Source organism: Epilithonimonas lactis (assembly GCF_900110605.1).
Classification (GTDB): Bacteria; Bacteroidota; Bacteroidia; order Flavobacteriales; family Weeksellaceae; genus Epilithonimonas; species Epilithonimonas lactis.
This window is the reverse complement of sequence record NZ_FOFI01000002.1, coordinates 621,166-636,243: the sequence shown is the minus strand read 5'-3', so window position 1 is coordinate 636,243 and position 15,078 is coordinate 621,166. Positions and strand designations below refer to the sequence as shown.

The 15,078-nt window shown below is 36.6% G+C and carries 16 protein-coding genes; 5 read left to right on the top strand and 11 right to left on the bottom strand.

What is annotated here, in order from left to right:
• The first annotated feature begins 2 nt into the window (after positions 1 to 2).
• The 3 genes from BMW39_RS08165 (at position 3) to BMW39_RS08155 (ending at position 2,309) form a co-directional block, all read left to right on the top strand.
• Entirely contained in the window at positions 3 to 263 is a 261-nt protein-coding gene (locus BMW39_RS08165; protein ID WP_034973699.1) for a DUF3820 family protein, read from the top strand.
• A gap of 198 nt (positions 264 to 461) precedes the next feature.
• Positions 462 to 1,499, top strand: a complete 1,038-nt coding sequence (locus BMW39_RS08160; RefSeq protein WP_034973697.1) for a glycosyltransferase family 9 protein — start codon at positions 462 to 464, stop codon at positions 1,497 to 1,499.
• Between the two features lie 45 nt (positions 1,500 to 1,544).
• On the top strand, positions 1,545 to 2,309 hold the full coding sequence (locus BMW39_RS08155) for a lipopolysaccharide kinase InaA family protein (RefSeq protein ID WP_034973695.1): 765 nt from the start codon (positions 1,545 to 1,547) through the stop codon (positions 2,307 to 2,309).
• Here the strand turns inward: BMW39_RS08155 and uvrB are convergent.
• From uvrB to BMW39_RS08140, 3 genes are all read right to left on the bottom strand, one after another.
• A complete protein-coding gene (gene uvrB, locus BMW39_RS08150; RefSeq protein ID WP_034973693.1) occupies positions 2,306 to 4,297 on the bottom strand; it encodes an excinuclease ABC subunit UvrB in 1,992 nt (663 codons plus the stop codon). The two genes, BMW39_RS08155 and uvrB, sit on opposite strands and share 4 nt — an antisense overlap.
• 66 nt (positions 4,298 to 4,363) lie before the next feature.
• Positions 4,364 to 5,722, bottom strand: coding sequence for a M56 family metallopeptidase (locus BMW39_RS08145; protein ID WP_074719315.1), 1,359 nt, complete (start codon positions 5,720 to 5,722; stop codon positions 4,364 to 4,366).
• A complete protein-coding gene (locus BMW39_RS08140; RefSeq protein WP_034973689.1) occupies positions 5,722 to 6,093 on the bottom strand; it encodes a BlaI/MecI/CopY family transcriptional regulator in 372 nt (123 codons plus the stop codon). The genes BMW39_RS08145 and BMW39_RS08140 overlap by 1 nt, the downstream gene beginning before the upstream one ends.
• A gap of 75 nt (positions 6,094 to 6,168) precedes the next feature.
• On the opposite strand from BMW39_RS08140, the gene BMW39_RS08135 reads away from it, so the two are divergent.
• Positions 6,169 to 6,618 (top strand): hypothetical protein, encoded by a 450-nt coding sequence (locus BMW39_RS08135; protein ID WP_034973687.1) that lies wholly within the window; start codon positions 6,169 to 6,171, stop codon positions 6,616 to 6,618.
• A 27-nt stretch (positions 6,619 to 6,645) separates the two neighbouring features.
• Here BMW39_RS08135 and BMW39_RS08130 read toward each other — a convergent pair whose 3' ends face one another.
• A complete protein-coding gene (locus BMW39_RS08130) occupies positions 6,646 to 9,090 on the bottom strand; it encodes a TonB-dependent receptor plug domain-containing protein (RefSeq protein ID WP_245750465.1) in 2,445 nt (814 codons plus the stop codon).
• Positions 9,091 to 9,307: 217 nt separating this feature from the next.
• On the opposite strand from BMW39_RS08130, the gene BMW39_RS08125 reads away from it, so the two are divergent.
• Positions 9,308 to 10,507, top strand: a complete 1,200-nt coding sequence (locus tag BMW39_RS08125) for a PQQ-dependent sugar dehydrogenase (protein WP_083391908.1) — start codon at positions 9,308 to 9,310, stop codon at positions 10,505 to 10,507.
• A 1-nt stretch (position 10,508) separates the two neighbouring features.
• On the opposite strand, the gene BMW39_RS08120 is transcribed toward BMW39_RS08125, so the two are convergent.
• The 7 genes from BMW39_RS08120 to msrB form a co-directional block, all read right to left on the bottom strand.
• On the bottom strand, positions 10,509 to 11,225 hold the full coding sequence (locus BMW39_RS08120; RefSeq protein WP_034973685.1) for an energy transducer TonB: 717 nt from the start codon (positions 11,223 to 11,225) through the stop codon (positions 10,509 to 10,511).
• The gene (gene tsaB / locus BMW39_RS08115) at positions 11,225 to 11,917 is read right to left on the bottom strand and encodes a tRNA (adenosine(37)-N6)-threonylcarbamoyltransferase complex dimerization subunit type 1 TsaB (RefSeq protein ID WP_034973683.1); all 693 of its coding nucleotides are present in this window, start codon (positions 11,915 to 11,917) and stop codon (positions 11,225 to 11,227) included. Before tsaB ends, BMW39_RS08120 begins: the two co-directional genes overlap by 1 nt.
• Entirely contained in the window at positions 11,914 to 12,459 is a 546-nt protein-coding gene (locus BMW39_RS08110; protein WP_131474279.1) for a hypothetical protein, read from the bottom strand. Before BMW39_RS08110 ends, tsaB begins: the two co-directional genes overlap by 4 nt.
• Complete coding sequence (locus BMW39_RS08105; RefSeq protein WP_083391907.1) at positions 12,441 to 13,010, bottom strand: virulence RhuM family protein; 570 nt, start codon at positions 13,008 to 13,010, stop codon at positions 12,441 to 12,443. Before BMW39_RS08105 ends, BMW39_RS08110 begins: the two co-directional genes overlap by 19 nt.
• A 42-nt stretch (positions 13,011 to 13,052) precedes the next feature.
• On the bottom strand, positions 13,053 to 13,484 hold the full coding sequence (locus BMW39_RS08100) for a nuclear transport factor 2 family protein (RefSeq protein ID WP_131474278.1): 432 nt from the start codon (positions 13,482 to 13,484) through the stop codon (positions 13,053 to 13,055).
• A gap of 7 nt (positions 13,485 to 13,491) precedes the next feature.
• Positions 13,492 to 14,244 (bottom strand): SDR family NAD(P)-dependent oxidoreductase, encoded by a 753-nt coding sequence (locus BMW39_RS08095; protein ID WP_034973677.1) that lies wholly within the window; start codon positions 14,242 to 14,244, stop codon positions 13,492 to 13,494.
• Between the two features lie 257 nt (positions 14,245 to 14,501).
• Positions 14,502 to 15,044, bottom strand: a complete 543-nt coding sequence (gene msrB, locus BMW39_RS08090) for a peptide-methionine (R)-S-oxide reductase MsrB (RefSeq protein ID WP_034973675.1) — start codon at positions 15,042 to 15,044, stop codon at positions 14,502 to 14,504.
• Positions 15,045 to 15,078: the final 34 nt, after the last annotated feature.

Genomic DNA, 15,078 nt, shown 5'->3' with positions numbered 1-15,078 from the left:
AAATGGAAGGTTTAAATCCAGAAATTCTCATAGAAATTTGCCAAGTACGAATGCCTTTTGGTAAGCATAAAGACACAATCCTCGCAGATCTACCCATAAGTTACCTGGAATGGTTTCAAAGTCAGGGAATGCCAAAAGGGAAATTGGGAATGCAACTTGCAACCATTTACGAGATTAAAATCAATGGTCTAATGGATCTATTGATTCCAATACGTGGAAAAGTCAATACTCAAAAATCTAAAAATACTGTTTACAAATTTTAATCAGTTGCGAATTTCATCGTGAAATATTGGTCTAAAAAAGGTTTAGATTTAATAATTTATTCCCCGATTTTGAGCTGATATTCTAGTCATTTTTATTTTACAAGTTCTCTCTATTTTTGTTATTTTTGTTGGTCTTTTCGGCTCGATTTAATTTTCCTTTAAAATTACTTTAGAAGGCCTTTCAGCTAAAAATCTCCTATGAGTACCAAAAAAAGAATAAACGTTTTCAGAAGAAAGATCATGCAAGGTCTTACCAAAAACATCGGTAAATCAAAAGCTGGTCTGAAAGCGAATGAAAATATTAAAATAAAAAAAATTCTGATTTCCAGACCAAATCACAGGCTTGGAAATCTTTTACTTTTAACACCATTGGTCCAGGAAGTTGCGAAGACTTTCCCAGACAGCAAGATCGACCTTTTTGTGAAAGGTGGCGCGACGCCGATCATCTATAAAAATTATGGGAACATCAATTCTTACATCCAACTTCCCAAGAAACCATTCAGCAGTTTGGGAAAATACATCAAAGGCTGGTTTCAATTGAAGTTTCGGAAATATGACCTGGTGATCAATTCCAATCCAGGCTCGTCTTCTGGCAGATTATCAGTTCTTGCAACCAATTCCACCTACAAATTCTTTGGCGACCATGATGAAGAATTGAGTGCAAAATATCCCGATTACAACCACGATGCAAAGAAAACGATCTACAATCTTAGAAAATTTCTGACAGAATTAGGCTTTCCGGAAAACAACTCTGAAATTCCTTCTCTAAAAATTGTTTTAGACCAAGAGGAACTTGAGACAGGTAAAGCGAATCTGCAGAAAATCGTACAAAACGATAAAAAAACCATTTGTCTTTTTACCAACGCAACCGGCGCCAAAATCTATTCGGAAGAATGGTGGGACTCTTTCTATGACAAACTAAAAACTGCTTTTCCAGATTATAATATCATCGAACTTTTGCCTGTAGAAAATATTTCAAAATTGAATTTTAAAATCCCTAATTTCTACAGTACAGACATTCGGGAAATGGGAGGTTTTTTGGCCAATTGCGCACTTTTTATAGCGGCAGATAATGGTGTGATGCACCTTGCAAGTTCTGTAAACGTCCCGACCATAGGACTTTTCAAAGTGACAGATGAGACGATGTACAAACCTTACAACGACAAAAGTTTTTCCATCAATACAGACAATGTGGATCAGGATAAAGTAATAGACCTCATCAAAACGTCTTTATAATATTAGAAATCCGAATGGACTTTTAAAAACTATAACCCAATTATTATGAACTTTGTTCTTTCCGAAGCCTATTCTCAATACAAAAATGATATTTTAAACATTTTAAAGAATTTTAAAAATGATGGCGTCGTAGTTGGTCACGGCAACAGAAACGTTGTCAAATACTTTGTGGTCGATGGTTTGAAATTCAATTTTAAATCGTTCAAACAACATAATATCATCAACCGTCATGTTTATAAATATTATCGAAAATCAAAATCCAGACGTTCTTACGAATATGCTCAAATGCTTTTGGCTAAAGGATTTTTCACGCCAAAACCTGTTGCTTTTATAGAAAATCATGATTTGATTGGCGTGACATCAAGTTACTATGTGAGTGAGCAATTGGAAGATGTTTTTACCTTAAACGAAGCGCTTTACACGCCAGGTTTTTTGGACAGGGAAAAGATCATAAAAGATTACACGAATTTGATTTTCCAACTTCATGAGAATGGAATCGAATTCATTGATAATGCAGGAGGCAATTTCTTAATTAAAAAAGAAAATGGAACTTACCGCTTCTACATGGTGGACCTCAATCGAATGAATTTTCACCAGGAGATCGACATCGCAAAAAGACTTCACAACTTCGAAAGATTGACAAACGATGAAGAGATCATCCAATTGATCAGCACAGAATATGCGCGATTATCAGGACAATCTCCGGAATTTTGTTACAATAAAATCTTAGATTTCACGAAGAAAAAAGCATTTAAACGCAAGGCTAAAAATATTCTAAAGTTTTATAAATTCTTTTTCAAGAAAAACTAAGCTTTCAAAGCTGCAATTTCATCTCTTAATTTTGCGGCTTTGATGAAGTCAAGGTTTTTTGCAGCAGCTTCCATTTCTTTCTGTTTTGCTACCACGATCTTCTCGATGTCTTCGCTTCCATAATTGGCTTTGGTTTCGGCAACTTCTTGCATCAGCACTTTTTGCGTGTACTTTTCGTCTGGGAAATCCTTGCTTCTACCAACCAGATTTTCACTGATCTTCTTGTTCAATGCCATCGGAACTTTGCCGTGCTCGGTATTGTACTGCATTTGTTTTTCACGACGGTAAATGGTTTCATCAATTGCAGCCTGCATTGATTTTGTCATTTTGTCGGCGTACATGATCGCGCGTCCATTTAAATTCCTAGCCGCTCTACCAACGGTTTGGATCATCGACCTTCTGGAACGCAACATTCCTTCTTTATCAGCGTCCAAAATCGCAACCAAGGAAACTTCCGGTAGATCCAATCCTTCTCTCAAAAGATTGACGCCCACCAAAACATCAAACAAACCAAGACGAAGATCCTGCATGATCTGGATCCTTTCCAAAGTCTCCACATCGGAGTGGATATATCTTGTTCGGATTCCAACTTTCGTAAAATATTTGGTCAATTCTTCCGCCATTTTTTTGGTTAAAGTCGTTACCAAAACACGTTCGTCCGCTTCTTCTCTTTTATGGATTTCTTCAATCAAATCATCAATCTGATTCATCGTCGGACGAACCTCGATGATTGGATCCAAAAGTCCTGTTGGTCGGATGATTTGCTCGATGTAAGTTCCTCCGGATTTCTCCAACTCATAATCTGCAGGCGTCGCAGAAACATAGATCACCTGGTTTTGCATTGTCTCGAACTCATCGAACTTCAAAGGTCGGTTGTCCATCGCAGCAGGTAAACGAAAACCGTGTTCTACCAAAACTTCCTTTCTACTTCTGTCGCCTCCGTACATGGCGTGAACCTGCGGAATCGTGACGTGACTTTCATCAATCACCATCAAGAAATCTTTCGGGAAATAATCCAACAAACAGAAAGGTCTTGAACCAGGCAAACGACCATCCATATATCTGGAATAATTCTCGATTCCAGAACAATAGCCCAATTCACGGATCATTTCCAAATCCAACTCAGTTCTTTCTTCCAAACGTTTGGCTTCCAATGGCTTTTCAATTTCTCTGAAGAAATCGACTTGCTTCACCATATCATCCTGAATTTGGCGAATGGCGCCTTGCATCGTCTCAGGCGTAGTTACGAAAAGGTTTGCTGGATAAATATTGATCGTATCAAAATTCGAAGTCACGTTTCCTGAAATCGGATCAAAACTTTGAATCGTCTCGATCTGATCACCAAAAAACTGAAGTCTGATCGCTGTGTCCGCATAAGCCGGATAAACATCGATCACATCGCCTTTGACACGGAAAGTCCCACGCTGAAATTCATTCAAAGCTCTGGAATATAAAGCACTTACCAAAGAATTAAGCAATCTCGTTCTGGAGATCTTTTCACTTTTGGTGATTGTGATCAATGACTTTTCAAATTCCTTCGGGTTTCCAACACCATAAATACAGGAAACCGAAGCTACGATCAAAACATCACGTCTTCCTGAAAGCAAACTTGCAGAAGCAGAAAGTCTAAGTTTCTCCACTTCTTCATTGATGCTCAGATCTTTTTCGATGTAAGTATTTGTGGAAGCAATGAAGGCTTCCGGCTGATAATAATCGTAGTAACTCACAAAATATTCCACGGCATTATCCGGGAAAAACTCCTTGAATTCCATAAAAAGCTGAGCGGCCAAAGTCTTGTTGTGCGCCAAAACCAAAGTTGGCTTCTGAACCTGATTCACAACATTGGCCACCGTAAACGTTTTTCCGGAACCTGTGACACCCAAAAGCGTCTGATATTTTTCACCAATATTGATGCCTTCCACCAATTTCTCGATGGCTTTTGGCTGATCTCCAGTAGGTTGATATTCTGATTGAAGTTTGAATTTCATAACACAAAAATACGAAAAAACGTTCCAAAAAATGGAACGTTTTAGCAATGGGGAAATTCTTAGTTTTTAATGAAAATTCATGGTGATTGGAAGCTGGAAAACTGTGGCCGCAGGTTTTTCGTCTTCTGTTGCTGGTTTCCAAGTGACATTTTCTGTTGCTGCTTTCATTGCTCGTATAGCTTCAGCATTAAAATTTGTATTTGGTCCTTCCGCTCTTACATCTGTCGTTTTTCCGTTCTCATCGATTTTGATGTAGAGATTAGTTTTCACAACACCTTTTTCCTTTTTGTCATCTCCGAATTGTGAACTATTGAAAGAGTCCTGAAAATTTCTTCTCAATGTGTTCAAGCCTTCTGGGAATTCTGCCGGCGTGCTGTTCCTTGCTGGCGGTGGCGGTGGCGGAATTGGTAATTCATTCTCCTTCATTACTCTTGGAGTTGTCGAAGCAGGCACTTTTTTCTTGTCTTTGATTTTTGTACTACTTTGAATAGATTTCTTTTGCGGAATCGTGTCAAATTTTAAAAATTCGTTCTTTGTGATTTCCGGAATTACAGACTTTACTTCAAGTTTGGTTTCCGTTGCATAAACTTTCTGCACAAACAGAATACTTAAACCTGCAAACGCAGAAACAGCAAACAGCTTTTTGAATTTTTCTAATTTTGATCTTTTGGTGGTCATCATAATAAATCGTTTTTTGGTGTTATTGAAATTGAATTGGTTTACTATTGATAGATTTTGAGCGTTCAAAACCTCGGCAAGAATCAGATTTTGATAATCTTTGATGTTAAATTCTTTACGCACAATCACTTCATCTGCGAGGAATTCGTGGTTGTCTTTGATGGCTTTTTTATAAAAGTAAATTGCAGGATTGAACCAGGAAATGGCTTGCAGAATTTCTACGAATATCAAATCTAAAGAATGTTTCTGAATCAAATGGGTTTTCTCGTGAAGGAAAATTCTGTTGTCTATATGGTCTTCAAAGTGTTTTTTGCTGAGATAGATCTTGTTCCAAAAGCTGAACGGCGGCAGATCTTTTTCAATTAATTTTACTTTTTGACCTTGGTAAATAATCTCTCTTCCTTTTAATTTAAAAATTTTCGTGATTGACATCAAAGACTTGATAATCAATACAACCGAAATTAAAATGTAAATCATTAAAATCAAATTCATCCAATTGAAATTTGACGCTTGATCTGTTTTTTGGATCAATTGCTGCGTCGTAATTTCTTCAAAAATTAGTTGATTATTATTTTCTGAAATCGCTGGCAAATTAATTTTAACAAAAGGAATCACGTAAGAAAAGGTCAACGCGGCCAAAAGGTAGAACCGATTGAAGCGGAACATTTTTTCTCTCTGCAAAAACAGATAGTAAATCACAATTAACAGCGATGAACAAAGGCTAATTTTTAAAATAACAGTTTCCATTATGGTTCTATTTCTTTGTCAATAATATCTCTTAGTTCTTTCAGTTGTTTCTGAGAAAGTTTGGAATTCGATGTGAAAAAAGACGCAAACTGACTCACGGAACTGTTGAAAAAACGGTCAATCATAGAAGTCATTTCGCCTTGGAAATAATCTTCTTTCTTCACTTTGGGGAAATATTCTCTCGAGTTTCCGTAAAGTTTGTAGCCTACTAGATCTTTGTTCTGCATCCGTTTCAACAAGGTTGCGATGGTTGTTGACGCAGGTTTCGGATCAGCATAATCTTCCAAAATATCCTTCATGAAGACCTTTTCTCTTTGCCAAAGGATTTCCATTAAAGTCATTTCGGTTTCTGTCAATTTTTGCTCGTTCATTTCTACAACATTATATTTTGTTCTACAAATGTAGAATTAAATTTGGATAAATTGTTATCTTTGTAAAAATTTTTGATGAAAAATTTATTAGCATTCTTTTTTTTGATTTTAATTTCCTGTAAAAGCGAAGTCAATCAATATCAAAATATTAAGAAAAATGTTCAGGTAAAAACCGGGAAATGGGTAGAACAAGATGATTATCCCAATCAAAAATATGTGAGCATCGGAAAATACAAGAAAGGAGAAAAAGTTGGCGTATGGAAAGTCTTTTTAAATGGTAAAATTTATCAAAAAGATAGATTTAAAGATAGCATAACGCATACAAAATTCTATTACCCTAATGGAAAAATTCTGAAAAGAGGAATCTCGAAAACCATCAGAGATCACAAATCGATTTTTTGGTATTACGACGGAAAGTGGAAATTCTATGAAGAAAATGGAAAGTTTGAATACATCAAAATTTATTACAAAGACAGTAACAAAACGGATAGCATCAATGTAAAAAAAGGACTCAATAAAAATTGAATCCTTTCAAAAAGTAGTTAGTTATCGTTAAAATTTAAAGTTCACTCTTGTAAAGATCTGTCTCCCAGAGAATCCCATCTGTACAGGATCAAAGATGCCGCCAGATTCCGTATTTCCATCTGACACTGCACCATACTGCAATGTTGCATATCTGTTGAAAACGTTTTTCCCACCAATCGTCCAAGATAGATTTTTGGTAAAATCATAGCCTACAGAAAAATCCGTAGTCACCCTTGGTGTGTAAGTTTGATAATCATCTGGTCCGTTGTAGCCTACCAAAGTCACTTTGTCAAATCTTACCAACTGTAAGTTAGCATTGAATTTTTCAATCTTGTAATTCAGATTAAGATTGATTTTCGTTTTAGGAGCCGAAGCTAAGATAAAAGCTCTTTCTCGTGCGCTAAGAAACACATCTTCTTTGCCAGCCAATTGCGACGGCGTATGAACATCGGTAATTTCCATTTTGTTGTAATTTCCGGCCAATGTTGAGGATAATCTTCCAGGACCTAGATCTGTAGTATAGGTCAAGATCACATCTACACCTTGGGATTTTGTGTCCACCGCATTGCTGAAAAACTGAGCCTGATCAACTTTCAAATTGGCGAGTGTTCCACCAATCACATCATCTGTCTGGTCAAATGTTCCCGTTAAAACAATCCTGTCTTTTACCTTGATGTAATAACCATCGACAGTTGCCGTAAATTTTCCTGAATTAAAGGTAAATCCAGCACTTCCATTCAAAGAAGTTTCCTGTTTCAATTGCGGAATGAAGGCTTGTTTTGCTAGCTCGCTGTCATTGGAAGCGAGCTGAACAGTCACCAGATTTCCGCCTTGAAAGTTGGTGAATTGCAAGCTGTAATATTTCTGAACCAAAGAAGGCGCACGGAAGCCTGTAGAAACCGAACCTCTGAATGCAAACTGTGGCGTGATCGCATATCTGGTTGCAAACTTTCCGTTCAAGGTGCTTCCGAAATCACTGTAATTCTCGAAACGTCCGGCTAAACTGACCATCCAATTTTTTGTGATGTCCAATTCTGTGTCGACATAAGCAGCAAAGTTATTTCTACTTTTTCCAACTTCTTGAGAATATCCGGGAAAGCCCTGGGATCCTCCTGGTCTGATGTCGCCTGATAATGGATTTGTAACGAGTAACTCTATCGGCGTCTCTGCTGTAGCCACATTTCCATTGACATCATAAGTTGCGTAAGAACTTTCCTGACCTTTTATCAGATTGAATTTTTCATAACGGAATTCTGTTCCCAAAGCCAAATTAAAGCCCTCCAAAAAGTCAAATGCTTTGCTTGTGCTAAGTCCAGTGACATTTTGAGAAAGTGAATGTCCACCAGCATCAAAACTAGTAGGAGAATTTACACCTAAAGTTGCATTGATGGTATTATCAATCTGATAAATGAATCTGTTGTTGCCAAAAGCATTGTAGAAATCAAAGTCCCAATCGCCAAGTTTGAACTTCAAACCGTTATCAAATGTAAAATCTGAGATCTTTGTATTCTGGATCGGGTTGAAGCCATCAGGATAGATTTCCGGAATATTTCCGTCGGCATCCGCCGATCTCGTCCACGCATAGGCTTTTGTATTTCTATAAGAAAAACCAGGTTGAGAATAGAATGTCAATCCATCTGTCAGAGGCACTTCTATATTTCCGAAAAAATATATATTGTTCGATTTTGCATCTCCGAAACGCTGTCTCGGTGCGTCGTATTTCTCCGGATTCGCATTTCGGATTGCATAATCTTTATTTATTAATTCTAATGTAAAGTTACCGAAACCACCTTTGGTTCCAATCTTTGTTCCGAGGTTTCCGCTGAAATCGAAGGTGTTTCCATCTAATTTTTTATCAGAGACCACATCACTATTTCCTGGACTTTTAAAAAGATTGGCACCATAGAAAGCACTGCCCTCGAAACCGTGATCTCTGTCATTAAGGACGACGTTGATGACACCCGCAATCGCATCAGAGCCATATTGTGCAGAAGCACCATCTCTTAAGATCTCAACTCTTTTGATGGCTGCAACAGGAATCGTATTTAGATCTGAACCACTATTGCCGCGGCCTCTCGTTCCAAAGATATTGACCAATGAGGATTGGTGGTATCTCTTTCCATTGAGCAACAACAATGTCTGATCAGGGCCCAAACCTCGCAAAGTTGCGGGATCTACGGCATCTGCGCCATCAGAACCTGATTGTTTATTAGAATTAAAAGAAGGCGCTGCGAATTGTAAAAGTTGATTGACCTCTACTTGTCCTGTTGACTGACTGATCTGCTTTACATCTATCACATCCACCGGAACAGCAGTATTAGTAACGGTTCTTTTTTTGTTTCGGGTTCCAATGATATTTACCTCATCCACAGAAGTTTCTCCGGAAAGGCTGTCTTTTGTCGTCTGTGCAAAATAAAGCGCGCTTGCTCCCAAGAAAAAAACAACACTGATTTTTTTAATTCCAATATTCATTTGTCTAATTTTTAATCAAAAATATAATATTTTTAAATACACATTAAATAAATCACACTTATTTGTTCAATTTATATCAAATATGAATAAAACCCCAGCAAAAACAAGGGTCTGCGCAATAAATAAACATTTTTAAAATAATCAACCCTTAAATATTGAAAAAATAATAGCAATTATCACTGGCACTATTTTTTCATTGACCTTGAAAATAAAAATTATGCTAAAATCCACATTACCAACTATTTTTTGTTCATTCTTTCTTATTTATTCTTGCAATTGGAAGGGACAGGCAAGCAAACCCACCTCGCAGGAAGAAAAGGCAAACACAGATTACAAACCCGCATTTGCCGGACAAACCAGAATTGCACCTGTAAAAACAACAACACCTTACAACGTTGACATCATCAGTACTTCTCTAGGGAAACCTTGGGGAATCATTAATTTGCCAGACGGTAGATTTCTAATCACAGAAAAATCTGGTTTCATGAACGTGGTCTCTGCGGATGGAAAACAGATTTCGAAAATCAATGGATTTCCAAAAGTGGATGACAAAGGACAAGGCGGAATGTTGGACGTGGCTTTGGACCCGGAATTTAAAACAAACAATATTATCTACTTCAGTTATTCTGAACCTTACGAAGGCGGAAATCATACCGCTGTGGCAAAAGGAAAATTGTCTTCAGATTTAAAAACAATTTCTGAGGTCAAAGTAATTTTTCGTGCAACACCAACTTATGATGGTGATAAACATTATGGCAGTCGATTGGTTTTTGATAAGGACGGAAATCTTTTCGTGAGTACAGGCGAAAGGTCCGATAAACAGACACGAGTTTATGCCCAGAAAACGGATAATTATCTGGGAAAAATCTTAAAAATAACTAAAGATGGGAAACCAGCTCCAGGAAATCCTTTCATCGGGAAAGCCAATTACAAACCAGAAATCTATGCTTATGGAATCCGCAGTCCACAAGGTTTGGCTTTGGACGAAAAAGGACAGCTTTGGGATATTGAAATGGGACCAAGAGGCGGCGACGAGATCAATCTCATCCAAGCTGGGAAAAACTACGGTTGGGGCGATGTAAGTTATGGAATAGAATATACTGGTGGGAAGATCAACAATGGAACCACGCAGAAAGCTGGAACAGAACAACCCGTTTATTACTGGGATCCTGTTGTTTCGCCAAGTGGTGTGACCTTCTATACGGGAAACATTGATGAATGGAAAAACAATCTATTCATTGGCTGTCTTAGTGGTGAACACATCAACAGAATCGTCATCAAAGACAACAAAGTCGTTGGAGAAGAACGTTTGCTGCTTAACCAAAAAGAAAGGTTCCGCGATGTATTGAACGGAATGGATGGTAATCTGTATGGAATAACGGACAGTGGAAAACTTTACAAAGTTTCAAAGAAATAATTTAATATTGAAAAGTCATTGGCATATTAAAATTGCTTTCGATAGACACACCATTTCTAGTGCCCGGCTTCCATTTACTTAGTTTTTTAAAATCCAGTAAAAGGTCTTCTATCGTTCTAAAAGGTATATTTTGAGAAAATTTAATATTTTTCATATAACCTTCTTTAGAAATTGTAAAGCTTAAATGTACCGTTTCATAATTCAAATTTATTCTATATTTCGACATTGTGGTCTGAATTATTCTTTCAACATCTTTAACAAACCTTTTATGACCACCTGGATATTCGGCATTTTTAATATCAAATGATAAGTCGTCTGTAATCTTGTAAGATAAAACATCAGCAGGATATATATCGTAGTTAACCAAAGCTGCATAAGCTTTTCCTTCGATAATTACGGGATTCCAGTCCTTTAAATATTTAAATGTCTCTTTTGCAAATTCGTAGGCACATTTACTTTTACCTACACCTATGCTATCAGAATCTTTTACAAACTTTACCGTCTTATCTGGATAAACAATCAGAGTCAGTTTGTAGAAATCGGATTTATTATCGCAAGGCTTAACACCATAATCTTTTGCAGCTTTTTGAAGGCTTTTAATGAAGTTAAGTTCCCCTTTCTGATAAAAATGTTGAGTTGGTGGATATTTGTCCAAAATCGTTGTTTGAGAGTAAGAATTTGAACATAATAATATCAAAAGAAAATAAAGAAATTTCATCAATTAATGTTTTTTTTTACGCGGTCTACTTTCTTAATACCTTGGAAGTCTTTCAAATAAAATGGCTCGAAATAAGCAACATCTTCAAAATCTTTTTGATTGAATTTCTCTACAGATTTCTTAACTAAACCTTTTGCAGAAGGATAAATATCAAATCGATATTCTGCGTTTGGAAGATTGAGAATTTCTTGTGCTTTTTTCGCGCCATCGCCAATAAACAAAACTTTCTTGTGAGCCAGTTCTGAAAAAGAATTTTCATCGAGGATTTTAGCTTCGGTTTCCTTTATTACTTTGCCAGAAGTTCCATCGAAAAATGCGGTATAAACTTCCATTCTTCGGGCGTCAATCAAAGGAATAATTAATTCAAAACCTTGATTGACAAATTCTTCCACCATAGAATCCAAAGAATTGACGGCAATCAAAGGAAGCTTCAACCCATAACAAAATCCTTTTGCAGATGCGGCGCCAATTCTAAGTCCCGTGTACGATCCTGGACCTTTTCCTAACGAAATCGCGTCCAAATCTTTCAAAGAAATTTCTGCGCCTTCCAAAGCCCATTCTACAAAGGAATGAAGACTTTCTGACTGTTTGTAATTATCGGAAACTTCCTCGCAAAGACAAAGGATTTCTTCGCCATCCGAAATGGCAACTGAACAGTTTTTGGACGAGGTTTCTATGTGGAGGATTTTCATTCTGCTAATTTGTTAATTTTTGGCTGTAAAAACCAAATTCCAATTGGAAAAAACCATAAAAGAAAAAATTCTCCAGCAAAATCTACAAATTTTACCGGTTTTTGAACTTCCGCCACTTTAATTGTTTTAGCCGTTTTGTATATTAAATAAAATATACAAAACATTGAAAAAAAATGAACGGGAAACATAACTAGTAACCAAATAGGGTCAGCATCGCTATCGCCCTCCGTTGAAATATTAAAGTCGCTTGGAAAAATAGTGAATGCAATTAATATATAAAGAATAGGAAATATTATCAAAAATAATAAATTACGTGTACCTGCTTTCAAATTTTCATTTTTGATTTTCTTATTTAATCCAATTATTAAAAAATAAAACCACGATAAAAAGCAACCCATAAAAACTGCTGTTTGTAGGCCAAAAAAATCAATACTTTCATTTAGCTCAATTTGTAGTAAAAATGATATTTGACATACAAACATCAAAATGAAAAAAATTAAGAATAATTGCCAATGTTTAGATTTTAAAAAGAAGTTTTCCACATTCGTTTTTTATTAATTTGATATTTTTTATAATCGATGCTGCATTCTGCAAAAATGTCCGTCACTTGTTGATATATCCGCCTTTCACTTGCTCGAATCGAACGAACTCTCTGCAATAACTCTTTAAAATAATCTTTGCCGAAAACAGTTTGTCCTTGCTTCAATCGTTCATCATCCATCACAAAACCTTTGATGATAAATTCTTTCAAAGTCTGTGTTGCCCAAATCCTAAACTGCGTTGCCTTCGCAGAATTCACGCGGTAACCGACAGAAATAATTGCATCTAGATTATAGTATTCCACATTTCGTTTCACTCTTCTATTGCCTTCCTGTTGAACTGTTTCCAAAATGGAAATAGTTGCCTCGGGATTTAATTCATTCTCTTCAAAAATATTGGAAAGGTGCTTGCTGATTGCAGGAACATTCACATCAAACAAAGCGGCCATCGCTTTCTGTGTGAGCCAAAGCGTTTCGTTTTGCAAAAAAACATCTACCCGAACTTCATCGTTGGGCAAACTGTAAATTAGAAATTGTTTAGCTTGGTCATCCATTTTTTGTGTTTTATAAATCTTAAAACAAAAATATAATAATATTTACGATTTCAAAGTCGCACTTTGCCGGCTACACAGTTTCCAAATCCCTCTTTGTTTAATCCAGAATTCCAAGACAGAAAGTTTCATTTCGAAGATTTCGTTTTTGTAAAGTCCTTTTACCGCGATGATTCTTCTGATGTTTGCGAATTTATTTTTAATTTTAAATTCTTTCAATTCAGTTTGATTGACGGATTGATATTTTACTTTTCCGGATTCAAAATCTGTCTTGAAATCCTGATAATTCTGAACCCAACCGTTGGAATGTCCAAATGAAACGTCATTAGAAAATAATCCGAGAATTTTTGAATCGTTATTTTGCATCAAAGAATCAAGCTTTGAAATTTGCGTTATCAATGCTTTTTCTTTTTTGGAATAGGCCTGCGAAAATCCAAAAATAAAGTTGAGCAGAAGAATAAGAGTTATAAATTTCATTCTTAAACTAAACATTTCGGTAAATCGTTCTCGGCTCAGCCTGTGCCTTCGGATAAATCGTGAATTCTGCAATCGAAACTCGCTCTGGAACATTGATGCAATAAGCAATCGCATCGGCAATATCTTCCGCAATCAATGGCTCGTAACCAGCATAAACAGTTGCTGCCCTGTCACCATCACCTCTGAATCTGACTTTAGAAAAATCAGTTTCCACAGCACCTGGCTGTATATTCGTAACACGAATTCCAAATTCTGTCAACTCCAGTCTCATTCCTTCTGAAATCACATCCACAGCTCTTTTGGAAGCACAGTAAACCACGCCATTTGCATAAGTCTGTCTCGCTGCAACCGAGCTGATATTGATAATTTGTCCGTTCCCTTTTTCTTTCATTAGTTTAATAATTGGCTGAGAAACGTAAAGCAAACCTTTCACATTGCCGTCCATCATTGCGTTCCAATCATCGGGATTTCCGTCCGCGATGGAATCTAATCCGTGCGCATTTCCAGCGTTATTAATGAGAACATCAATGTTTTTCCAATTTTCGGGAAGAGAATTGATGGCTTCAAAAACCTCATCAGAATTTCTAACATCAAAACTTAATGTGATTACTTCGGTTTCTTTTGATAATTCCGATTTTAGTTCTTCGAGAACGGTTTTGTTTCTTCCGCAGAGAATGATTTTGTTTTTTTGTTTTGCCAATAGAATTGCAGTTGCTTTTCCTATTCCGGAAGTGGCTCCGGTAATGAATATTGTTTTCAATTTACTTTAGATTTAGATGTACAAAATTAAGAATGATTAAGTTCAAATCTATATACTTTATGTTCATATTTTGCAGCGGATTGTGCAAATTTTGGATTCATTGTAAAATAAAAATCCCGAAATTACTTCGGGATCTTTTATTCTTTTAAAACGTCGAATCACTCGCAGCCCGACTTGAACGGAAATCCTTTTTTGCTGCTGGAAAAGCAAAGGCAAAAAGATTGGGAGTGGAAGGCGGAAAAGCTGCCCAAATAATTCTATTTCTGACTATCAGCCTGGAAATCCAAACTTACAGAATTCATACAGAATCGTGTTCCAGTCGGCGGCGGACCATCATTGAAAACGTGACCTAAATGCGAATCGCAACGTTTGCAAAGAACCTCAATTCTCTCCATTCCGTGGGTGGAATCTCGTTTGTAGCTCACACCTTCTTTGTCCGCCTCGAAGAAACTTGGCCAGCCACAAGTGCTTGCAAATTTGGAACTTGAGCGGAACAAATGATTGCCACAAACTGCGCAATAATATTCGCCGAGTTCATCAAATTCATTGTATTTTCCGGTGAAAGGATATTCTGTGTTGGCTTCTCTTGCGATGGCGTAAACTTCTGCCGGAAGGATTTTTTTCCATTCTTCGTTGGAGACGTTTAGTTTGGTTTTATCGGTTCTTGAATAGTAAGGATTGTTTGTGTGTGTATTATCTTCCATTGTTTTTTGTTGTGGTTGTTTGGTTAAGTCAACTTTTTTCTGCGCACATTGCTGCAAAAATAAGGTCATTAAAATTAAAAAAACTACATTTTTCATTATTGTAAATTTACGAAATCTAATATTAGATTCC

What these genes read in the sequence shown, in the direction of transcription:
- BMW39_RS08165 (WP_034973699.1), top strand. Translation starts at nt 3, where the DNA reads ATGGAAGGTTTAAATCCAGAAATTCTCATAGAAATTTGCCAAGTACGA.
- BMW39_RS08160 (WP_034973697.1), top strand. Translation starts at nt 462, where the DNA reads ATGAGTACCAAAAAAAGAATAAACGTTTTCAGAAGAAAGATCATGCAA.
- BMW39_RS08155 (WP_034973695.1), top strand. Translation starts at nt 1,545, where the DNA reads ATGAACTTTGTTCTTTCCGAAGCCTATTCTCAATACAAAAATGATATT.
- uvrB (WP_034973693.1), bottom strand. Translation starts at nt 4,297, where the DNA reads ATGAAATTCAAACTTCAATCAGAATATCAACCTACTGGAGATCAGCCA.
- BMW39_RS08145 (WP_074719315.1), bottom strand. Translation starts at nt 5,722, where the DNA reads ATGGAAACTGTTATTTTAAAAATTAGCCTTTGTTCATCGCTGTTAATT.
- BMW39_RS08140 (WP_034973689.1), bottom strand. Translation starts at nt 6,093, where the DNA reads ATGAACGAGCAAAAATTGACAGAAACCGAAATGACTTTAATGGAAATC.
- BMW39_RS08135 (WP_034973687.1), top strand. Translation starts at nt 6,169, where the DNA reads ATGAAAAATTTATTAGCATTCTTTTTTTTGATTTTAATTTCCTGTAAA.
- BMW39_RS08130 (WP_245750465.1), bottom strand. Translation starts at nt 9,090, where the DNA reads ATGAATATTGGAATTAAAAAAATCAGTGTTGTTTTTTTCTTGGGAGCA.
- BMW39_RS08125 (WP_083391908.1), top strand. Translation starts at nt 9,308, where the DNA reads ATGCTAAAATCCACATTACCAACTATTTTTTGTTCATTCTTTCTTATT.
- BMW39_RS08120 (WP_034973685.1), bottom strand. Translation starts at nt 11,225, where the DNA reads ATGAAATTTCTTTATTTTCTTTTGATATTATTATGTTCAAATTCTTAC.
- tsaB (WP_034973683.1), bottom strand. Translation starts at nt 11,917, where the DNA reads ATGAAAATCCTCCACATAGAAACCTCGTCCAAAAACTGTTCAGTTGCC.
- BMW39_RS08105 (WP_083391907.1), bottom strand. Translation starts at nt 13,010, where the DNA reads ATGGATGACCAAGCTAAACAATTTCTAATTTACAGTTTGCCCAACGAT.
- BMW39_RS08100 (WP_131474278.1), bottom strand. Translation starts at nt 13,484, where the DNA reads ATGAAATTTATAACTCTTATTCTTCTGCTCAACTTTATTTTTGGATTT.
- msrB (WP_034973675.1), bottom strand. Translation starts at nt 15,044, where the DNA reads ATGAAAAATGTAGTTTTTTTAATTTTAATGACCTTATTTTTGCAGCAA.